The following is a 19,656-nucleotide window of genomic DNA, read 5'->3' as shown; positions in this document are numbered from 1 at the left end:
ACGCAGCCTACATGTCACACTAAGGAAGCCGGCTATGCATTATCACCGTATCCCCCACAGCACTCTGGAGATCAGCCAACTGGGGTTGGGCACGATGACATTCGGTGAACAAAACAGCGAAGCCGATGCCCATGCGCAACTCGATTTTGCCGTCAGCCAGGGTATTAACCTGATTGATGTTGCAGAAATGTACCCCGTGCCACCGCGCCCGGAAACCCAAGGATTAACCGAAACTTACGTTGGCAACTGGCTGGCGAAGAGCGGTAATCGCGAAAAACTGGTTATTGCTTCAAAAGTAAGCGGTCCGTCGCGTAACAATGATGCGGGTATTCGCCAGAATCAGGTTCTGGATCGCAAGAATATTCGCGCCGCGCTAGATGAGAGCTTAAAGCGCCTGCAAACAGACTACCTCGATTTATATCAGGTGCACTGGCCGCAGCGTCCAACCAACTGCTTCGGTAAACTGGGCTACAGCTGGAGCGACAGCGCACCTGTCGTGACGCTGCTCGAAACGCTGGAAGCACTGACTGAATGCCAGCGTGCCGGTAAGATTCGCTACATCGGCGTCTCGAACGAAACGGCCTTTGGCGTAATGCGTTATCTGCATCTGGCGGATAAACACGATCTGCCGCGCATCGTAACGATTCAGAATCCCTACAGTCTGGTGAATCGCAGCTATGAAGTCGGTCTGGCGGAAGTGACGCAGTATGAAGGTGTTGAGCTGCTAGCTTATTCCTGCCTGGGCTTTGGGACGTTAACCGGTAAATATCTGAATGGTGCTAAACCGGCGGGCGCACGCAATACGTTGTTCAGCCGATTTACGCGTTACAGCGGCGAGCAAACGCAGAAGGCGGTGGCGGCTTACGTTGATATTGCGAAGCATCACGGGCTGGATCCAGCACAAATGGCGTTAGCCTTTGTGCGCCGCCAACCGTTTGTCGCGAGTACGTTATTGGGCGCAACGACTATGGATCAGCTGAAAACTAACATTGAAAGCGTCCATCTTGAGCTGAGCGACGATGTTTTAGCGGAGATTGAAGCCGTGCATCAGGTTTACACCTACCCTGCACCGTAATAAAAGCAAAACGGCAACTTTGTTGCCGTTTTGAATTTTACCCCTCTCTGGGTGAGATAACACTATCAGGCCGCCACGCTAGCGACGACGCTGCCAGATCCACAGCCCAGTAATCGCCAGCGCAAAGAGTGCCCCAAATCCCACACCAATACTGACCACCGGTAACCCCGCTTTGACAGCCAGCGAGTAAAGCCCCAGCATCAGCAGCATCGCGGTGTTCTCACCCAAATTCTGCACGGCAATCGCATTGCCTGCGCCAACAGTATGCTTGCCGCGCTCCTGCAGTAACGCATTGAGCGGCACGATAAAGAAACCGCCCAAAATACCAATCAGGATCAGCAATGCGTAAGCCGGTAAGAGCGCATGTTGCAGTGAAAAGAACAGCACGCCCACGCCAATCAAAATCCCGGCGGGCATACAGCGCCTGACCGTTTCCAGCGTCACCAGTTTCGCCGCTGCACCCGCACCCACCACAATCCCAACAGCGACCATGGCGTTCAGATAGGTTGGCGTCGCGTTGTCAGTGATGCCTAACGCTGTCGGAACCCATAACACCAGCAGGAAGCGTAGCGTCACCCCAGCGCCCCAAAACATGCTTGTTCCCATCAGGGAGAAACGCGTTTCGCCATCGCGCCACAACACCCGGCAGGCATTAAAGAAACTGGACGTCATCGGGGTGAATCGCCAGGATTGCCCCGGACGCACCACGGGCAGCGTCGGGATAAACAGGTTTGCCACTACGGCACCGGCATACACCATGGCGCAAACGCCCAACGCCGCCAGAACGTGCCAGTCCGCCAGCACCCCACCGGCAACAGAGCCGAGGAGAATCGCGGCTATTGTGGATGACTCCATCAGACCATTAGCTTTGACCAGTTTGTCACCCGTTGTCAGCTCACCCAGAATGCCGTATTTGGCAGGAGAATACGCCGCTGCCCCAATACCCACCAGCGTGTAGCCAATAAAGGGGTTGAAGCCGAAACAGATACTTGCGGCACCCAACAATTTTAGGCTGTTGGCGAACATCATCACCCGCCCTTTTGGGAAGCTGTCCGCTACCTGCCCGACGAACGGGGCAAAAAGGATGTAAGCGCCCACAAACACCATCTGCAGAATAGGCTGACTCCAGTCAGGATAGAATTCTGCTTTCAGAAGCGCCAGGGTGGCAAAGAGCAAGGCATTATCGCCAAAGGCTGAGAGGAACTGGGCAGATGTCACCGCCATCATGCCCTTCGACCAGAGCGAAGTGTTAGTGTGTGCTGACTCACGCATCGTGCTTCTCTGCCTCTTCAACCATGCCTTTTAGCGCGACAAAATCGGGTTTACCGCTGCCCAATACGGGTAACTGCTTCAGATAACGAATGTCGCGCGGCACCGCCAGTTCTGGCACGCCATGTTCACGAGCATAATGGAGCAGTTGTTCACGTTTAAGCTCGCTATCCGTCGTAAAGAGCACCAGGGCCTCGCCTTTACTGGCGTCACTTTTAATCGCCGTTGCGTGCATTTTCTCGGGAGATAATGCATTTGCGAGCTGTTCAACCATCTCCAGCGACACCATTTCTCCAGCGATCTTGGCAAAGCGCTTCGCACGGCCCTGAATTTGCACAAATCCCTGTTCATCAAAGCGCACAATATCGCCCGTGTCATACCAGCCGGTTTCCACTTCGCCAGCGGCATTTTCCGCCGTCGGCGCTTCAAGCACGCCTGGATTTTCAACGCGCAGATAGCCGTTCATCACGTTTGGCCCTTTGAGCTGCAGGCGACCGCCCTCGTCAATACCCGGCACCGCCAGCAAACGCGCGTCCATTCCAGGTAAGATACGCCCCACCGTGCCCGGTCTGGCAGCCATCGGCACGTTGATTGACACGACGGGGGCACATTCCGTTACGCCATAGCCTTCTAGAATGCGCAGACCAAACTTGTCCTGCCAAATTTCGCGCGTGCTGTCCTGCAATTTTTCGGCCCCGGCCACCACGTAGCGCACGCGGAAGAAATCATACGGATTCGCAAAGCGCGCGTAGTGCCCCAGGAACGTCGACGTGCCGAAAAGCACCGTACAATTACGGTCATAAACCAGTTCCGGCACAACCCGATAGTGCAGCGGGCTGGGATAAAGGAACACTTCCGCTCCGGTGAATAACGGCGTAAAAAGCCCGACCGTCAGGCCGAAAGAGTGGAAAAGCGGCAGCGCCGACATAAACCGATCTTTGGCGGTAAAGTCAGCGATCGTTTTGATCTGCTCCACGTTCGCCAGAATGCTTTTATGGCTGTGGACCACGCCCTTTGGATGGCCTTCAGATCCTGAGGTAAAAAGAATCATCGCCGCATCTTCCGGCTGCTGTTTAACCTGCGCCAGATGCGGCATCAGCAGATGCGCGAAAATCCACACTTTGTCCGCTGTTGTGACGTCGGCTTTGAGATCTTCGAGGAAGACCCAGCGCACCTGCTTGAGCTGTTCCGGCAAATGCCAGAGTTTGCCCTTATCGAGGAACTGCCGTGAAGTGAAGACCGTTTTGATCTCTGCCGCCGTAATGGCGCTGGTCAGCCCTTTAACGCCCGCCGTGTAGTTCATCATTGCCGGAATTCGACCGCGGGCGACGGCACCAAAAATCACCGCTGCGCTGATACCGGCGTTGGGCAACATGAGGCCGATTTTCTCGCCCTTTTGGCTGTATTTCTCAAGAATACGTCCGACAAACAGGGTTTTGGTGAGCAGTTTGCGATAAGTATCCGGGTTGAAATTAATGTCTTCGACACAGTTTTTTCGCGCACCATAGCGGTCCTGAGCCGAAAGTAACGCTTCATACAACGTTTCACGCGGACGCACCGCCATGCGGGCTTCCATCATAATTTGATGAAGCATTTCCCCCGCCATTTTTCGGCGGTCGCGAGCGCGCGGGGCGTCAGGCATGGGCAGCGTTGTCGGCGGCAGAATATGCAGCGTGATCTGCGGGAACAGCCGTTGCTTCACCAGCCCTTTCAAACGACTGAAATAGGTCAGTTCTGCGCCTTCAATACGCAACGGAACGACTGTCGCTTTCGACTTGGCCGCAACAAAACCGGCCCCGTCGTAGATTTTCATCAGCGAACCCGTTACGGAGATACGGCCTTCCGGGAAAATCACCACCGGCCGCCCCTGCTCGATCAGGCGAACCAGATGCTTAATCATCATCGGTTTTGTGGGGTCGAGTGGGACAAGATCCACCAGCGGCGCAAGCCAGCGCATGAACCATTTCTGGCTGATAGAACTGTACACCGCAAACACCGGGCGTCCAGGCAGGAAAAGAGCCAGCAGGATCCCGTCGATAAAGGAAACATGGTTTGGGGTGATAAGGACGCGATCGCCTTGCAGTGACTGGGTATCACCCGTCAGGCGGATGCGAAAGAGGATACGAAATAAGGTACGGAAGAACCCAAATAGCATTTCAACTCCCTTTGCCTGTCAATAATTGGCGTTACGCTAAATTGTGGCAGATTACACGAGAAGCGCAGGAGGGGCGATAGCTTATTCGGAGCGAAAAAAAACCTGCGCATCTGCGCAGGCTGGTGCAAGAGATGAGTACGATTCCGTACTTAGAATTCTCACCAATCAATACCTCTGGGATCTTGATTGTGGTTGTTGGCCCCGGGCTTTGCCAGTGGGAAAACGCAAGCGAATGAGCCTAAGTGCAACCAGGTGTGAAAATTATCGATTGCTGTTACATATTGAAGTTACAGGCAAAAAAAACCTGCGTATGGACGCAGGTTGGTGCAAAATTGTGTTAATCAACCGGAGCTGATTCCACCTATCAATACCTCTGGGATCTCGACTGTAGCAATTCGCTGGTAATGACCGCCAGCGGACAATCGCAACAGCTTGCCGCAAAGTGTAACTAAAGGTTCCGTTTAATATTATTCTGATACGCCTGGCTGTGTAACGATTACACGGATTTCCCCTGTTCTGCATCACGTTTACGACGGCCTTTCACGTACAGCCCTTGAATGCACCTCGCTTTTCCGCAACACTGATGAGTGTGTAAACGCTTACCCCCAAAAGAAGGTATTTAATGGCGACAATAAAGGATGTGGCCCGTCTGTCCGGTGTTTCCGTCGCGACGGTGTCGCGCGTGATTAACGATTCACCGAAAGCCAGCGACGCTTCCCGCCAGGCAGTGCAGAGCGCAATGGAAACGCTGAATTATCATCCCAACGCCAACGCCCGCGCGCTTGCGCAGCAATCGACTGAAACGGTTGGATTGGTGGTGGGTGACGTATCTGACCCGTTTTTCGGCGCGATGGTCAAAGCCGTCGAGCAGGTGGCTTACCAGACGGGCAATTTTTTACTGATCGGTAATGGCTATCACAACGAAGAAAAAGAGCGCAAGGCCATTGAACAGCTGATTCGCCATCGCTGTGCGGCCCTGGTGGTCCACGCCAAAGTCCTGCCCGATGCTGAACTGCTGCATCTAATGCAGCAAATCCCTGGCATGGTGCTCATCAACCGCATTATTCCTGGCTATGAGCAACGCTGTGTTGCGCTTGACGATCGTTACGGTGCCTGGCTCGCCACCCGTCATCTCATTCAGCAAGGCCATACCCGCATCGGCTATCTCTGTTCCAATCACCAGATTTCAGATGCAGAAGACCGTCTGCGCGGTTACTACGATGCCTTGCGCGAAAGCGGTCTGCCCTGTAACGATCGGCTGGTCGCCTATGGCGAACCGGATGAGAGCGGCGGTGAACATGCGATGACCGAGCTTTTAGGCCGTGGGCGCAATTTTACCGCTGTGGCTTCCTATAACGACTCGATGGCCGCAGGCGCCATGGGCGTGCTCAACGATAATGGCATTGATGTGCCAGCAGAAATTTCGTTGATTGGTTTTGATGATGTGCTGGTTGCGCGCTACGTTCGTCCGCGTTTAACCACCGTGCGTTACCCCATCGTCACTATGGCAACCCAGGCCGCTGAACTGGCGCTGGCATTGGCCGATAAACGCCCTCTGCCGGATATTACGCACCTATTCAGCCCGACGCTGGTGCGCCGTCACTCCGTTGTTTCACCTGCGGATCCCGTCAGCGAATAGCGATAGAGATGGACTGTTTTATTCGGATATTCCAGCGCATCGCCAATGTCATGCCAGCCGTAACGTTCATAAAAGTCACGGCAGGCTGACCAAAGATGCAGCTCGGAATAGCCGGCGCGAGCCGCGTAGTCCATCACGTATTCCTGTAATTTCCCCGCCAGCCCTTTTCCACGCGCCGATTCATCGACATATAGCGCTGCCAGCCACGGATAAAGATCCTGGCGCGTGATTAAATCACAGCGCCACAGCCCCACCGTGCCTAACAGCTGTTCGCCCTCAACCGCCACAAACGTGATGGGTAGCGCGTCGGGCTGTTGGCTATGGGTGATGATGCTGGCAAAAAATTCACGCGGCAGTCCGTCGCCAAAAGCCTGCCAGAGCCAGTCGGTCACTTGCTCCGCGTGATGTGCAACGGCATAGAGCGGCAGAATAGTCATACCAGTTTGCCCTGGAACAGGGGGACAGATTCGAAGAGATAGCCGTCAAAATCCGGTGCGTCTTCATCGGACAGTTCAAGCAGGCTTTTTTTAACGTTTTCGAGATGCTGGAACATGGCCTGCCACGCGCCCATCACGTCGCGACGACGCAGCGCCGCCAGAATGGTTTGCCTGTCGCCCAGCCATTTCAGGCGATACGCGCGGCTGGCGATATGGACGTTAAACTGCTGCCACAGCGGGCTGCTGTCCATGTGATGCCAGACGCTTTCAACGGTTGCAAGGAGCATCTGGTTTTGCGTGGCCCCTGCCAACACTAGGTGGAACATTTTATTGTTGTCCTGGCTATTATCGTTGGCGGCAATCGCGCGCTGCTCTTGTTCAATAATCCGGCGCAAATTGTCGATATCCGCACGCGTTGCCATTTTCGCCGCAAAGGCGGCGATATTGCTCTCAAGTAACTGACGCGCCTGTAGAATCTCAAACGGGCCGACGTCGCTACTCAAGAAACGCTCTTCTTCGTTTTCGTGTTCTTCTGGAATACGCATCACGTAGACGCCGGAACCCTGGCGGATATCCACCGTTCCTTGTAGTTCCAGCATCAGGAGTGCTTCACGCACAATGGTGCGGCTTACTCCGTAAGTTTCGGCAATATTGCGCTCAGGTGGCAGACGCGATCCAACAGGATAGTGACCCTGAATGATTTGCGTACGCAAATCCTCGCCAATTTCCTGGTACTGCTTTTTTTCCGGCGGAACAACGGCCTTCTCCACAATATCACCTGCACTTGCTTATGAATTATTACTCAGGCCGGGCATCCTTCCCCGGCCACTCTGGACGCTATTTTACCAGAACCCTCGCCTGAAGAGCCTATTTCCATTCATCATCGACAGTGAGCGTCAGCCTGCGCTCATCTCGCAGCTGTCGGAACCACGAAGCGGATTTTTTCGCCCGGCGCGCGCGATTATTTTCCAGGTCGATCTCAATCAGCCCGTAGCGATTTTTAAAGGCATTCATTGGCGAGACATTATCGGTAAACGCCCACAGCATATAGCCGTGGCAGTTTGCCCCCTCCTCTCGTGCCAACAGCGTGTAATAGAGATGCTCGCTGATAAAATCAATGCGGTAACTGTCTTCAATCACGCCGTCACGGTTGCGGAACTGCGCTTCGTTTTCCACGCCCATGCCGCTCTCCGCCACAAACCACGGAATGTTGCGATATTCGTTTTTAATGCGCATCGCCATGTCGTAAATAATGCGTGGATAAATCTCCCATCCGCGTGATTTATTCATCCTGCGTCCCGGCAGGTCGAAGGGCTCGTAATAATAGGCCGGATGGAAAGGCGTCTCGGGATGCCATGCTCGCGACGGCGCTTTGACGCGATGGGGATAATACAGATTGATCCCCAACTCATCGACGGTGTTTTCCGCGATGATCGCCAACTCTTCGGCCGTATATTCCCACTGCACCTGATGCTGCTCCAGCAGCGTGAACAGCTCTTGCGGATAGCGCCCGTGCACAAACGGATCGAGGAAAACACGGTTGTAAAACAGATCGTAGCGCTCAGCGGCACGCACGTCATGTGGCGCCTGAGAGCGCGGATAAGTGACTTCCGGATTGAGAATACAGCCCACCGTTCCGTGATAGCCCTTCTCGTGAAAATGCTTCACTACCTTCGCGGTTGCCAGCACTTTATGGTGATTCCACTGCATCCAGGTGTGGGTGTTCTGTTCATAGGGCCAACGCAGCGCATCCAGATAGACGCGAGTTTGCACGACGATTGGCTCATTGAAGGTAAACCAGCGCGTGACTTTTGCGTGGTAGCGTTCAAACACCTTTTGCGCATAACGTACGAACAGCTCGACGACATGTTTCGACGCCCAGCCCCCGTAGGTTTCCAGCAAAACACCCGGCAGTTCGTAATGCTCAAGGCAGATCATCGGCTCGATGCCCTGCCGGTGCATTTCGTCGAACAACGCGTCGTAATATGAGGCGTACTCTTCATCAACGGTTGCGTTTTCATAGTCCGTCAGAAAACGCGACCAGTTGATTGACGTGCGGTAGTGGGTGAGTCCGGCCTGCTTCATCAGCGCCACGTCTTCACGAAAACGATTGATGAAATCGGTCGCGACCGCGGGTCCAAAACCGTTATGCCAGACGTGTCGATCGTTTTTGTACCAGAGATCGATCCACGAATCCTGACCCTCTTTTTTTCCACTCCAGCCTTCCGTCTGCCAGGCGGACGCCGCTGCGCCCAGAATAAAATCCTGCGGTATCGCAATACTTTTTATACTCATAACATCCTCATGCGTTGTTGGTCGCTTGCTGGCTTTGTGCCAGTAGGGCCGCTTGTTCCGCGCGGCGCGAGGCGATTCTCACAAACGGCAAATAGATCAGCACGGCGGTGATGATGCAGATAAATTGCGTGACCACAGCACCCATCGAGCCTGCCGTTGACAGCCAGGCGTTAATCAGTGGCGGCGTCGTCCACGGCACCATCACCACGGCTTTTCCGGCGAAGCCCGTCACCGTGGCGAAATAGCCAATCGAGCCGGTCACCAGCGGCGTGATGATGAAAGGAATGGCCAGAATCGGGTTCAGCATGATCGGCATCCCGAAGATCACGGGCTCGTTGATGTTGAAGATCCCAGGGCCAATGGAGAGCTTGGCAATCTCACGCATCTCTTTGCGCTTGGTGCCGATCATCACCGCGATCAGCAGACCGATGGTCAGCCCCGACCCGCCGATGCTCATATACACATCCCAGAACGGCATGGTGATAATATTCGGGATCTCTTTGCCCTGCTCAAACGCGCTCATGTTGACGGTGATCGCCCCCAGCAGCAGTGGCTCGCGGATCGGCTTGATCATCTGATTGCCATGAATCCCGATCACCCAGAAAAGCTGTGCCACAAACATCAACAGCAGAATGCCCGGCAAGCTTTGCACGACGCGCTCCAGCGGCTGCTGAACCACCTGATACACCGCGTCGTAAAGATACATGCCGGTGATTTGGTGGAAAACAAAGCCAAACGTCGCAATCGCGGTGGTGGTGATAATGGCCGGGATCAGCGCGGAGAACGACGCCGCCACGTTAGGCGGCACGGTGTCCGGCATTTTGATTTTCAGGCCGTTGCGGTTCTCCAGCCAGCAGTAAACCTCGACGGAGAGAATGGCGATGAACATGCCGAGGAACAGACTGCGGGTGTCAGAGAACTGGCGCAGCAGCACATCTTTCACCACGTGCATTTCGCCATCCACCAGCATTTCGACGGTGGTTGGCGTGACGCAAATAAAGCAGATCACTGCCAGCAGGCCAGGGAACAACGATTTAATTCCGTTAATACGCCCCAGCTCAATACCAATAAGAAACACCGCGCCGATGTTCAGGAAGTTCAGCGTGGCGTAATTCAGGGCGCTGGTGATCGGCTTTAATGCGGCCAGAAAAGAGAGCGATTCAAAGCTGGCTAACCCGTTTTTTGGATCCAGAACCATGTTGGAGATCAGAACCGAAAATGCCCCAACGATGATGACGGGCATGAGGGTAATGAAGGCGGATTTGATCGCCATAATATAGCGATAGCTATTGAAGGTGGTGGCGAAACTGCCCAGAGAGTTGATCAGTTTTTCCTGTAAAGCCATAGGGTAATACCTCAGTAAAAGGGCTTTTATAGAATAAGGTGTACAGCCGGATACTATTGGCATACCAAAAATAGTCGCCCACGCCAGATCGTTCTGTGATTGAGCTCTCACTGCGCTAAGAGGTATTCCAAATCATGATTTTTCACCACTTTGGCATACCACTTACCCCGTTTTATGCTGAAGTGGCGAACCGTTGCCAGAAAGCGTGATCTTGATGGGGCTTTTCGCTCCCCCGCCCCGCTTATCCCTTTCACTCTGTGTGATAAACTCATGACGATTACGTGAGAGCAGGAATTTCTAATGGCAACAATGCTGGATGTCTCATTACGCGCAGGTGTCTCGAAAGCGACGGTTTCGCGCGTGCTGAACGGCACAGGTCAGGTAAAAGAGAGTACGCGTCAGCAAGTGTTTAAAGCGATGGAAGAGTTAGGCTATCGTCCGAACTTTCTCGCGCAATCACTGGCGAACCAGACCAGCAACAGCATTGGTCTGGTGGTGTCGACATTTGACGGTTTCTATTTTGGTCGTCTGCTGCAACAGGCGTCGCGACAGACCGAAACGCACGGCAAACAGCTGATTGTCACCGACGGCCATGACGCGCCAGAGCAGGAAGAACAAGCGGTGCAAATGCTGGCGGATCGCAGGTGCGACGCAATCGTGCTTTACACCCGCTACATGAGCGAAAAAGCGATCATGAAGCTGATCCACACCGTGCAAACCCCGCTGGTGGTGATTAACCGCGAAGTCGCTCAGGCGGCGGATCGCTGCGTGTTCTTTGAACAGCAAGACGCGGCATTTAAAGCGGTTGATTATTTAATCAGTCAGGGCCATCGCGAAATCGCCTGTATGACCGTGCCAATTCATACGCCAACGGGTAAAGCACGCCTGATGGGATATCGTAAGGCGTTGGAAAAGCATGGAATTGTCTGGGACGATCGTCGCGTAAAGTACGGCGATGCGGGCATGACGCGAGGGTATGAACTGTGTCGGGAATTGCTCAGTGAAAACGCGCCGTTCAGCGCGCTGTTTGCCTGTAACGATGACATGGCGCTCGGGGCATCAAAGGCGCTGCATCAGGCGGGACTGCGTATTCCGCAGGATATTTCGCTGTTTGGCTTTGACGATGCGCCCTGTGCAAAATGGCTTGAGCCAGCACTCTCATCGGTCTATTTACCGATCGACAGCATGATCGTCACGGCCATCGATCAGGCGATCCGGCTGGCAAATAACCAGCCGGTCGAAACGATCCCGCCGTTTACCGGTACGCTGGTTTTGCGTGACTCGGTGACGACAGGACCGTATTACGCCTCAAAATAGCTCAAGTGCCAGCAGCTCCTGAATGGTCTGGCGACGACGGATCAGTCGCGCCACGCCGTGATCAAACAGCACTTCCGGCAATAACGGACGACTGTTGTAATTCGATGACATCGACGCGCCGTACGCGCCGGTGTCGTGCAACACCAGATAGTCACCAGGCTGAACCGCAGGCAGCGCGCGGGTTTCCACTTTTCCGCCTTCCTGCTGAGTGAACACATCACCCGATTCGCACAGCGGGCCTGCCACTACCGTGTCGACCTGCGGCGCAGTCGTTAAATCACGCCCATCTGCCGCCAGCGCCGTAATGTGGTGATAGCTGCCGTACATTGACGGTCGCATGAGATCGTTAAAACCTGCGTCGATCAACACAAAATGACGACTGCCCATCGCTTTAACGCTGCGGACCTGCGCCACCAGCACGCCCGATTCCGCCACCAGGAAACGCCCCGGTTCAATTTCCAGTTTGACCGCATGCCCAAGATGCGCAGCGATTTTGTCGCGCGCCGCACTCCACAGGCCGTAGTAGTGATCGGTATCGATCGCCTCTTCGCCTTCGCGATAAGGGATCGACAAACCGCCGCCCGCCGAGATTGCCTCCAGATCCTGACCAAAATCGATCACCTGGTTCACCATCGCACCGCACACTTGCTCCAGATGCGCATAATCCACGCCAGAACCGATATGCATGTGAATGCCCACAAGTGTCAGATTGTAGCGCTGCAATACCTCTAGCGCGGCGGGCAGATCGGCATACCAGATGCCGTGTTTGCTGTTTTCCCCGCCGGTATTGGTTTTTTGGCTGTGGCCATGCCCAAAACCTGGGTTGACGCGCAACCACACGCGATGACCTGGAGAAACCTGCCCAAGCTGTTCCAGCATATCCACAGAACCGGCATTTACCGGAATCTGCAGTTCATGCACGCGCGCCAGCGTGGCGCTATCAATCAGGTCTGCGGTAAAGACAATCGCATCGCTGTCGGCCTGCGGATCGTACCCGGCTGCCAACGCGCGTTCAATTTCGCCCAACGATACCGAGTCAACTTTGACGCCCTGCTCGCGCATCAGACGCAAAATATGAATATTCGAGCATGCTTTCTGAGCGAAACGCACCACGTCAAACTGATGCAGGGCGGCGATCTTTTCGCGAACGATCTGCGCATCGTAAACCCAGACCGGGCAGCCGAATTCGGCAGGGAGTCGCAGTAAATTCGCGGCGTTCAGGTCAGTTTCCGTGTTGTTGAGCGGGCGTGGCATGGTGTTCTCCAGATAACGGCATTTTTTAACATTACGCCACAGCTGAATAAGAATAAAAAATATCGTTTTATCGCGAGTCTATGCAAAAATGATATGGATAATCGATAAAAACAGGTGCCTTATGCCCGCCGTTAACTTACGCCACATTGAAATTTTTCATGCGGTGATGACCACCGGAAATCTAACAGAAGCCGCGCAGATGCTGCACACCTCCCAGCCCACGGTCAGCCGTGAACTGGCGCGCTTTGAAAAAGTGTTGGGATTAACGCTGTTTGAACGTACCCGTGGCAGGCTTCACGCCACAGTGCAAGGGTTGCGCTTGTTCGAGGAAGTTCAGCGATCCTGGTACGGCCTGGATCGCATCGTCAGCGCGGCGGAGAGCCTGCGGGAGTTCCGTCAGGGCGAGTTATCGATTGTCTGTCTGCCGGTTTTTTCGCAATCCTTTCTGCCGCAGCTTATTCAGCCGTTCCTGGCGCGCTATCCTGACGTCAATCTCACCATTGTGCCGCAGGAGTCGCCGTTACTCGAAGAGTGGCTCTCCGCGCAGCGCCACGATTTAGGCCTGACCGAAACACTCGCCACGCCCGCAGGCACTGAACGCACAGAATTACTCTCGCTGGATGAAGTGTGTGTGTTGCCCAAAGGGCATCCGCTGACCAGCAAGAGCGTGCTGACGCCTGCTGATTTTCACGGCGAGAATTATATCAGCCTGTCGCAAACGGACAGCTATCGACACTTACTCGATTCATTATTCGCAGAACATCAGGTGAAACGCCGAATGGTTGTGGAAACACACAGCGCAGCATCCATTTGCGCCATGGTTCGGGCAGGCGTCGGCATTGCGGTGGTCAACCCGCTAACGGCGTTGGATTACGCCGATAGCGGGATTGTGATTCGTCGTTTCAGCATTTCAGTGCCGTTCACCGTCAGTTTGATCAGGCCGCTGCATCGTCCTGCCTCGGCGCTTGTCGAGTCTTTTTCGACACATTTGGCTGAGCATTCGCTTCAGATAGCGCACCGTTTACCCGAACTACAAAAGGTGTAGAACCTGTTACGAGAGCATAAACTCCACCGCGTCCACGGCATGAATGGCCGTGGTATCAAACACCGGGATCGGGCTTTCTTCTGCCGGGACTAACAGTCCGATCTCGGTGCAGCCAAAGATCACCCCTTGTGCACCCTGCTTCGCCAGCTTATCAATCACGCTAAGATAATAGTGGCGCGAGGCGTCGCTGAACGTCCCCAGGCACAGCTCTTCAAAGATAATTTGGTTGATGCGCGCGCGATCTGCTTCGTCCGGTACGCTGCTTTCAATCCCGAATTGCGTCTCCAGGCGCCCACGATAGAAATCCTGTTCCATGGTGTAGCGCGTACCCAGCAGCGCCACGCGTTGCATGCCGGTCGCCGCAATCGCCCTTCCTGTCGCATCCGCAATATGCAGGAACGGCAGTGAACAGCGGGTTTCAATATGCGATGCCACTTTATGCATCGTATTGGTACATAACAGAATGCCTTGTGCGCCTGCACGTTCCAGACCTAACGCTGCCTGCGCCAGCATTTCACCTGCTTTATCCCACTCGCCGCTGGCCTGGCAGGCTTCAATTTCATGAAAATCTACGCTGTGCAGCAGCAGGCTTGCCGAATGCAGGCCACCGAGATGCTGTTTGATGCCTTCGTTAATCAGACGGTAATAAGGAATGGTCGATTCCCAGCTCATTCCACCTATCAGGCCGATCGTTTTCATATTCGCTCCTTTATGTTTCCTCCAGTGAAGCAAACTTGTGATCGTGTTTCCAGTTATTTGGCTTGTCGTTTCCTTTTAACCCGTAGTGCGATAAATTAATTAAAACAATGTTTCACTACTTAGCAGGACATAAAAATGTTTAGATTCCATAAAGAGACAACGCTTGACGATCTGGGCAATGGCGTCACGCGCCGCATTCTGGCGCATAACGGAAAAATTATGGCGGTTGAGGTTAATTTTGAAGAGGGCGCTGTCGGTCCGATGCACAATCACCCGCACGAACAGCTGACTTACGTGCTGTCCGGGGAGTTCGAATTTACCATCGGCGAAGAAAAGCATGTGGTGACGGCGGGCGACACCCTTTATAAAGAGCCACATGTCATGCACGGCTGCGTTTGTCTGAAGCCCGGTACGCTGCTGGATACCTTTACGCCGGTGCGTGAAGATTTCCTCAAGTAATGTCTTAACGTAAAAAAGGGCGAATTTTCATTCGCCCTTTTTTATAGCGTTTTTTATGCCGTTCTCTTAGGCTGTCGCAGGGTCTGACAGCATAGCGCGAGAGTGCATGGCTTCGCGTATCAGCACGCCTCCGCAGGCCACAATCCCGCCAACCAACGCGGCCAGGATAATAATCAGCGCTTTGCCGGGCCCCTCTTTTTTCATCGGTAATGACGGCAGAAGCTGATATTTGAACGGTTCAAAACTCACATTGGTAATGGAAAGCGTCTCAAGCTGAGCAAGATGATGTTCGCGATTCTGGAAATCAGCATTCAGCTCGGCGACATCTTTTAACGATTTCTCAATCGCCAGCTTTTGAGCGATACCGTCAGCCCCCAGCGCCACAGAGTAATCAGGATCGTCTTTGACCGCCTGACCATTGCTAAAGACGGGTTTTTTAATCCCTGCGGCATTTGCCACTTCCAGTGAATAATTCAGACGATGAATAGTAATATTGTGCAAATTGGTCAGTCGCACACGATCCAGTTCCAGACGCTCCTTCATCATGCGGGTTTTCAGTGCGATCGCGTTGCGCACGTTTTGCATGGTCTCTTTCTCAACGATGGCAGAAATGTACGCAATGTATCCCTCAAGTACGATCTGCGCATCCTGCGCTTTTGGCGCACTAAAACTCAGCGTCCAGGCGGTATAAGGCATGGTCGCCGCATTTTTTACCTCCGCATTGTCCTGTGCCGTCATTCTTTCCGAGATAGCCACAATCGCGCGATGCAGTTCCAGCGGATCGATATTCGCGCCCTTTAGCTGATCCATCACGTACGGCGATGATTTGATATATGCCTGAAACAACGATTGCGACTGAAATTTCTTTATAAAGAGCTCGAACGTGTCTTCGCGTTTGATATTGAAGTCGACATCAAGCACCTTTAAGGTCACCAGCATTTGCTCAACATCATTCCACTGCGTTTGCTCTGGGGGAGTGACGATAGCTTTACTGATCCATTTTTGCGGCATCATAAATGAAACCACCGCACCGACAATCGCAAACGCCATAACGGTCATGATGATGCGCTTCTTCGCAGCGAGCAGTACCTCTATGAGGTCGATGAAATCGATCTCATTTTGCTTACGCTCGGGGGGTGAATAGCGGGCAAAATCCAGTTCCCTGTTCTTTTTGAAATCCATCGCTGACATACCAATTCTTCTATTTAGATTGCAGTTAAATCCTGCTGAGGCGTATCGGGGGAAGATGATAATACTAGAGCCTAGGAATTATCTGAACTTAAAATTAACTTAAATCAGGACAACACTATGATATTTGGTAGTTGTTACCAGCGCGTTAATTAAAGTTGCATAGTGGAACCATCAACTTTTATCCCTCTCGTATTTCTGAATATGGCCTTCTCATTTAAGTCAAAATTGCCAGTCACTTCACTTTATTGAAACAGCGTTTCGACGGCGATCACATTTCCATCATTTACCGAATGACGCAGAAATAAATAGCAATAGAATAAATTAAAACGCCGTTTTACAAATCAAGAACAGCAGTTCACGTGTTTTAAAACTCAGACAGGGCGCGTCGAGAAAAACGCATGAAAGTTCTTATTAATCAGAGGTAAAAGGAACCATCACCTTGCGTCGAACACAGAACACTCGCTTCCCCGTTTCGTAACAAATGCGCGGGCAGCTGCATCACCAGCAGATTCCGTTTTAAACCATTGATTGCCAGGTAGGTATGTATGAATGAAAACAAAATGCTGGGGCTTGCGTGGATATCACCCTATATCATCGGGTTGATACTCTTTACCGCATTCCCCTTCGTTTCATCTTTCTTTCTCAGTTTTACTGATTACGATTTGATGAGTCCGCCGGTATTTAACGGCATCGAAAACTATCGCTACATGTTTACCGAAGATGCACTCTTCTGGAAATCCATGGGCGTCACCTTTGCGTATGTATTTTTGACCATCCCACTGAAACTCGCGTTTGCGCTGGGAATTGCGTTTGTCCTGAACTTTAAATTACGTGGCATAGGATTCTTCCGTACCGCTTACTATATTCCGTCAATCCTTGGCAGCTCTGTCGCAATTGCCGTTTTGTGGCGCGCACTGTTTGCAATTGATGGCCTCCTGAACAACTTCATTGGCGTATTTGGTTTTGACGCGGTGAACTGGCTCGGCGAGCCCTCTCTGGCGCTGATGTCCGTCACGCTGCTTCGCGTCTGGCAGTTTGGCTCGGCGATGGTTATCTTCCTGGCAGCACTACAGAACGTTCCGCAATCTCAATATGAAGCGGCAATGATCGACGGTGCGTCTAAATGGCAGATGTTCACGAAAGTCACCGTGCCGCTGATTACGCCGGTTATTTTCTTCAACTTCATCATGCAAACCACCCAGGCGTTCCAGGAATTTACTGGACCCTACGTCATCACGGGCGGCGGACCAACCTACTCCACGTATCTGTTCTCGCTGTACATCTACGACACCGCATTCAAGTACTTTGACATGGGTTACGGCGCTGCGCTGGCCTGGATCCTGTTCCTGGTAGTCGCTGTCTTTGCCGCTATCGCCTTTAAGTCTTCGAAATACTGGGTGTTCTACTCCGCCGATAAAGGAGGCAAAAATGGCTGATATTCAAGAACTTTCCACGGCGAGAAGCATCGCAGAACGTGAAGTCGCGCGGACCATGCGCAAAGAGAAAATCAACGCCAGCATTCGCTACGTGATCCTGCTTTTCGTGGGTTTGTTGATGCTCTATCCGCTGGTCTGGATGTTCTCGGCGTCGTTTAAGCCGAACCATGAGATCTTCACCACCTTAAGCCTGTGGCCTGCAAACGCGACCTGGGACGGCTTTGTGAACGGCTGGAAAACCGGGACAGAATACAACTTCGGTCACTACATGCTGAATACGTTCAAGTATGTGATCCCGAAAGTCATTCTGACCATTATCTCTTCCACTATCGTGGCGTACGGCTTTGCGCGCTTCGAGATTCCGTGGAAGAAATTCTGGTTCGCCACGCTCATCACCACCATGCTGCTGCCGAGCACCGTACTGCTGATTCCTCAGTACCTGATGTTCCGCGAAATGGGCATGCTGAACAGCTATATGCCGCTGTACCTGCCGCTGGCGTTTGCCACCCAAGGGTTCTTCGTGTTCATGCTGATTCAGTTCTTGCGCGGTGTACCGCGTGATATGGAAGAAGCCGCACAGATCGATGGCTGTAACTCCTTGCAAGTGCTTTGGTACGTGGTGGTGCCGATTCTGAAACCGGCCATCATATCCGTCGCATTGTTCCAGTTCATGTGGTCAATGAACGACTTTATCGGGCCGCTGATTTATGTCTACAGCGTGGATAAATACCCGATTGCACTGGCTCTGAAAATGTCCATCGACGTCACCGAAGGTGCGCCGTGGAACGAAATTCTGGCAATGGCGAGCATCTCCATTCTGCCATCTATCATTGTCTTCTTCCTGGCACAGCGCTACTTCGTACAGGGCGTAACCAGCAGCGGAATTAAAGGTTAAGAGGGAAATATCATGGCTGAAGTTATTTTCAACAAACTGGAAAAGGTTTACTCCAACGGCTTCAAAGCGGTACATGCTATCGACCTGAAAATCGCTGAAGGGGAATTCATGGTGATTGTCGGTCCGTCCGGCTGCGCCAAATCAACGACCCTGCGCATGCTGGCCGGGCTGGAAACCATCAGCGGTGGCGAAGTGCGCATCGGTGAGAAAATCGTGAACAACCTCGCGCCAAAAGAACGCGGGATTGCGATGGTGTTCCAGAACTATGCGCTGTATCCGCACATGACCGTGCGTGAAAACCTGGCCTTTGGCCTGAAGCTGAGCAAGCTGCCAAAAGCGCAGATCGAAGCGCAGGTTAACGAAGCGGCAAAAATCCTTGAGCTCGATGAGCTGCTGGATCGTCTGCCGCGTCAGCTCTCCGGTGGTCAGGCGCAGCGTGTGGCCGTAGGCCGTGCGATTGTGAAAAAGCCAGACGTGTTCCTGTTCGATGAACCGCTGTCGAACCTGGATGCCAAGCTGCGTGCCTCGATGCGTATCCGTATCTCTGACCTGCACAAGCAGTTGAAGGCTTCCGGCAAGCCGGCCACCACGGTGTACGTCACACACGACCAGACCGAAGCAATGACCATGGGCGATCGCATCTGCGTGATGAAGCTCGGCCATATCATGCAGGTAGATACCCCGGATAACCTGTACCACAGACCGAAAAACATGTTCGTAGCCGGCTTTATTGGATCGCCAGAAATGAACATCCGTGCCAGCAAACTGGTGCAGCAGGACGGTCAGCTGTCTCTGACCATTGGCAACCAGACCATGCCGTTAAGCGCAGAGCTGAAAGAGAAAGTCGCCAGCTACGCCGATAAAGACATGTTCTACGGCATTCGCCCGGACTTTGTGTCGATCTCCGATGAGCCATTCGCGGAGGGAAGTTGCAGCGGCGAGATGGTTCGCGCTGAAAACATGGGGCACGAATTCTTCGTTTACCTGAAAGTTGGCGAGTACGAACTGACTGCCCGAATTCCTTCCGATGAAGCTAAGCCTCTGATCAACAAGGGCCTTCACCGTAAGGTGTATTTTAAGTTCGACATGCATAAGTGTCATATCTTTGACGCGAAAACTGAACAGAACATCTCTCTCTAAATGGA

Annotated in this window: 17 protein-coding genes; 8 read left to right on the top strand and 9 right to left on the bottom strand. The window is 53.1% G+C overall.

Annotation, left to right across the window (positions count from 1 at the left end; genetic code table 11):
* The first annotated feature begins 34 nt into the window (after positions 1 to 34).
* Positions 35 to 1,075: an NADP(H)-dependent aldo-keto reductase gene (locus tag AC0LWE_RS09975; protein WP_059177636.1), complete on the top strand. Its 1,041-nt coding sequence runs from the start codon at positions 35 to 37 to the stop codon at positions 1,073 to 1,075.
* A 78-nt stretch (positions 1,076 to 1,153) separates the two neighbouring features.
* Here AC0LWE_RS09975 and lplT read toward each other — a convergent pair whose 3' ends face one another.
* Together lplT and aas are read right to left on the bottom strand one after the other, a co-directional pair.
* Positions 1,154 to 2,347: a lysophospholipid transporter LplT gene (gene lplT / locus AC0LWE_RS09970; protein ID WP_202693880.1), complete on the bottom strand. Its 1,194-nt coding sequence runs from the start codon at positions 2,345 to 2,347 to the stop codon at positions 1,154 to 1,156.
* Complete coding sequence (aas, locus tag AC0LWE_RS09965) at positions 2,340 to 4,499, bottom strand: bifunctional acyl-ACP--phospholipid O-acyltransferase/long-chain-fatty-acid--ACP ligase (protein ID WP_059177634.1); 2,160 nt, start codon at positions 4,497 to 4,499, stop codon at positions 2,340 to 2,342. The genes lplT and aas overlap by 8 nt, the downstream gene beginning before the upstream one ends.
* Before the next feature lie 622 nt (positions 4,500 to 5,121).
* Here aas and galR point away from each other — a divergent pair.
* Positions 5,122 to 6,138, top strand: coding sequence for an HTH-type transcriptional regulator GalR (gene galR, locus AC0LWE_RS09960; protein ID WP_131486237.1), 1,017 nt, complete (start codon positions 5,122 to 5,124; stop codon positions 6,136 to 6,138).
* Here the strand turns inward: galR and AC0LWE_RS09955 are convergent.
* The 4 genes from AC0LWE_RS09955 to AC0LWE_RS09940 all read right to left on the bottom strand — a co-directional run bounded on the left by AC0LWE_RS09955 (position 6,099) and on the right by AC0LWE_RS09940 (position 10,215).
* The gene (locus AC0LWE_RS09955; RefSeq protein ID WP_131486238.1) at positions 6,099 to 6,575 is read right to left on the bottom strand and encodes a GNAT family N-acetyltransferase; all 477 of its coding nucleotides are present in this window, start codon (positions 6,573 to 6,575) and stop codon (positions 6,099 to 6,101) included. The genes galR and AC0LWE_RS09955 overlap by 40 nt on opposite strands.
* Positions 6,572 to 7,345, bottom strand: a complete 774-nt coding sequence (locus AC0LWE_RS09950) for a GntR family transcriptional regulator (protein WP_015960273.1) — start codon at positions 7,343 to 7,345, stop codon at positions 6,572 to 6,574. Before AC0LWE_RS09950 ends, AC0LWE_RS09955 begins: the two co-directional genes overlap by 4 nt.
* Positions 7,346 to 7,442: 97 nt before the next feature.
* Positions 7,443 to 8,870, bottom strand: coding sequence for a glycoside hydrolase family 1 protein (locus AC0LWE_RS09945; RefSeq protein WP_219347416.1), 1,428 nt, complete (start codon positions 8,868 to 8,870; stop codon positions 7,443 to 7,445).
* 7 nt (positions 8,871 to 8,877) lie between these two features.
* On the bottom strand, positions 8,878 to 10,215 hold the full coding sequence (locus AC0LWE_RS09940; protein ID WP_059177630.1) for a PTS sugar transporter subunit IIC: 1,338 nt from the start codon (positions 10,213 to 10,215) through the stop codon (positions 8,878 to 8,880).
* Positions 10,216 to 10,515: 300 nt separating this feature from the next.
* Between AC0LWE_RS09940 and AC0LWE_RS09935 the strand changes: the two genes are divergently transcribed.
* Entirely contained in the window at positions 10,516 to 11,532 is a 1,017-nt protein-coding gene (locus AC0LWE_RS09935; protein WP_202667674.1) for a LacI family DNA-binding transcriptional regulator, read from the top strand.
* Here the strand turns inward: AC0LWE_RS09935 and lysA are convergent.
* Complete coding sequence (gene lysA, locus AC0LWE_RS09930; RefSeq protein WP_059177628.1) at positions 11,524 to 12,786, bottom strand: diaminopimelate decarboxylase; 1,263 nt, start codon at positions 12,784 to 12,786, stop codon at positions 11,524 to 11,526. The genes AC0LWE_RS09935 and lysA overlap by 9 nt on opposite strands.
* A gap of 121 nt (positions 12,787 to 12,907) precedes the next feature.
* On the opposite strand from lysA, the gene AC0LWE_RS09925 reads away from it, so the two are divergent.
* Positions 12,908 to 13,831, top strand: coding sequence for a LysR family transcriptional regulator (locus AC0LWE_RS09925; protein WP_202693884.1), 924 nt, complete (start codon positions 12,908 to 12,910; stop codon positions 13,829 to 13,831).
* Positions 13,832 to 13,837: 6 nt separating this feature from the next.
* Here AC0LWE_RS09925 and AC0LWE_RS09920 read toward each other — a convergent pair whose 3' ends face one another.
* Positions 13,838 to 14,530 (bottom strand): aspartate/glutamate racemase, encoded by a 693-nt coding sequence (locus AC0LWE_RS09920; RefSeq protein ID WP_202693885.1) that lies wholly within the window; start codon positions 14,528 to 14,530, stop codon positions 13,838 to 13,840.
* 135 nt (positions 14,531 to 14,665) lie between these two features.
* On the opposite strand from AC0LWE_RS09920, the gene AC0LWE_RS09915 reads away from it, so the two are divergent.
* A complete protein-coding gene (locus tag AC0LWE_RS09915) occupies positions 14,666 to 14,989 on the top strand; it encodes a cupin domain-containing protein (protein ID WP_219347415.1) in 324 nt (107 codons plus the stop codon).
* Positions 14,990 to 15,055: 66 nt separating this feature from the next.
* Here the strand turns inward: AC0LWE_RS09915 and wzz(fepE) are convergent, their stop codons facing one another.
* Complete coding sequence (wzz(fepE), locus tag AC0LWE_RS09910; protein WP_202693886.1) at positions 15,056 to 16,180, bottom strand: LPS O-antigen length regulator Wzz(fepE); 1,125 nt, start codon at positions 16,178 to 16,180, stop codon at positions 15,056 to 15,058.
* 545 nt (positions 16,181 to 16,725) lie between these two features.
* Here wzz(fepE) and AC0LWE_RS09905 point away from each other — a divergent pair.
* Genes AC0LWE_RS09905 through AC0LWE_RS09895 form a run of 3 tightly spaced genes read left to right on the top strand, consistent with a single transcriptional unit; the run spans position 16,726 to position 19,651 of the window.
* Positions 16,726 to 17,616 (top strand): carbohydrate ABC transporter permease, encoded by an 891-nt coding sequence (locus AC0LWE_RS09905; protein ID WP_216980968.1) that lies wholly within the window; start codon positions 16,726 to 16,728, stop codon positions 17,614 to 17,616.
* Complete coding sequence (locus AC0LWE_RS09900; protein WP_015960282.1) at positions 17,609 to 18,511, top strand: carbohydrate ABC transporter permease; 903 nt, start codon at positions 17,609 to 17,611, stop codon at positions 18,509 to 18,511. The genes AC0LWE_RS09905 and AC0LWE_RS09900 overlap by 8 nt, the downstream gene beginning before the upstream one ends.
* A gap of 12 nt (positions 18,512 to 18,523) precedes the next feature.
* Complete coding sequence (locus AC0LWE_RS09895; RefSeq protein ID WP_059177624.1) at positions 18,524 to 19,651, top strand: ABC transporter ATP-binding protein; 1,128 nt, start codon at positions 18,524 to 18,526, stop codon at positions 19,649 to 19,651.
* The last annotated feature ends 5 nt before the right edge of the window (positions 19,652 to 19,656 follow it).

The sequence above is a fragment of the Lelliottia sp. RD5 genome, assembly GCF_056032945.1.
Note: the sequence above shows the minus strand (reverse complement) of the source record. Positions and strands in the feature narration are given on the sequence as shown.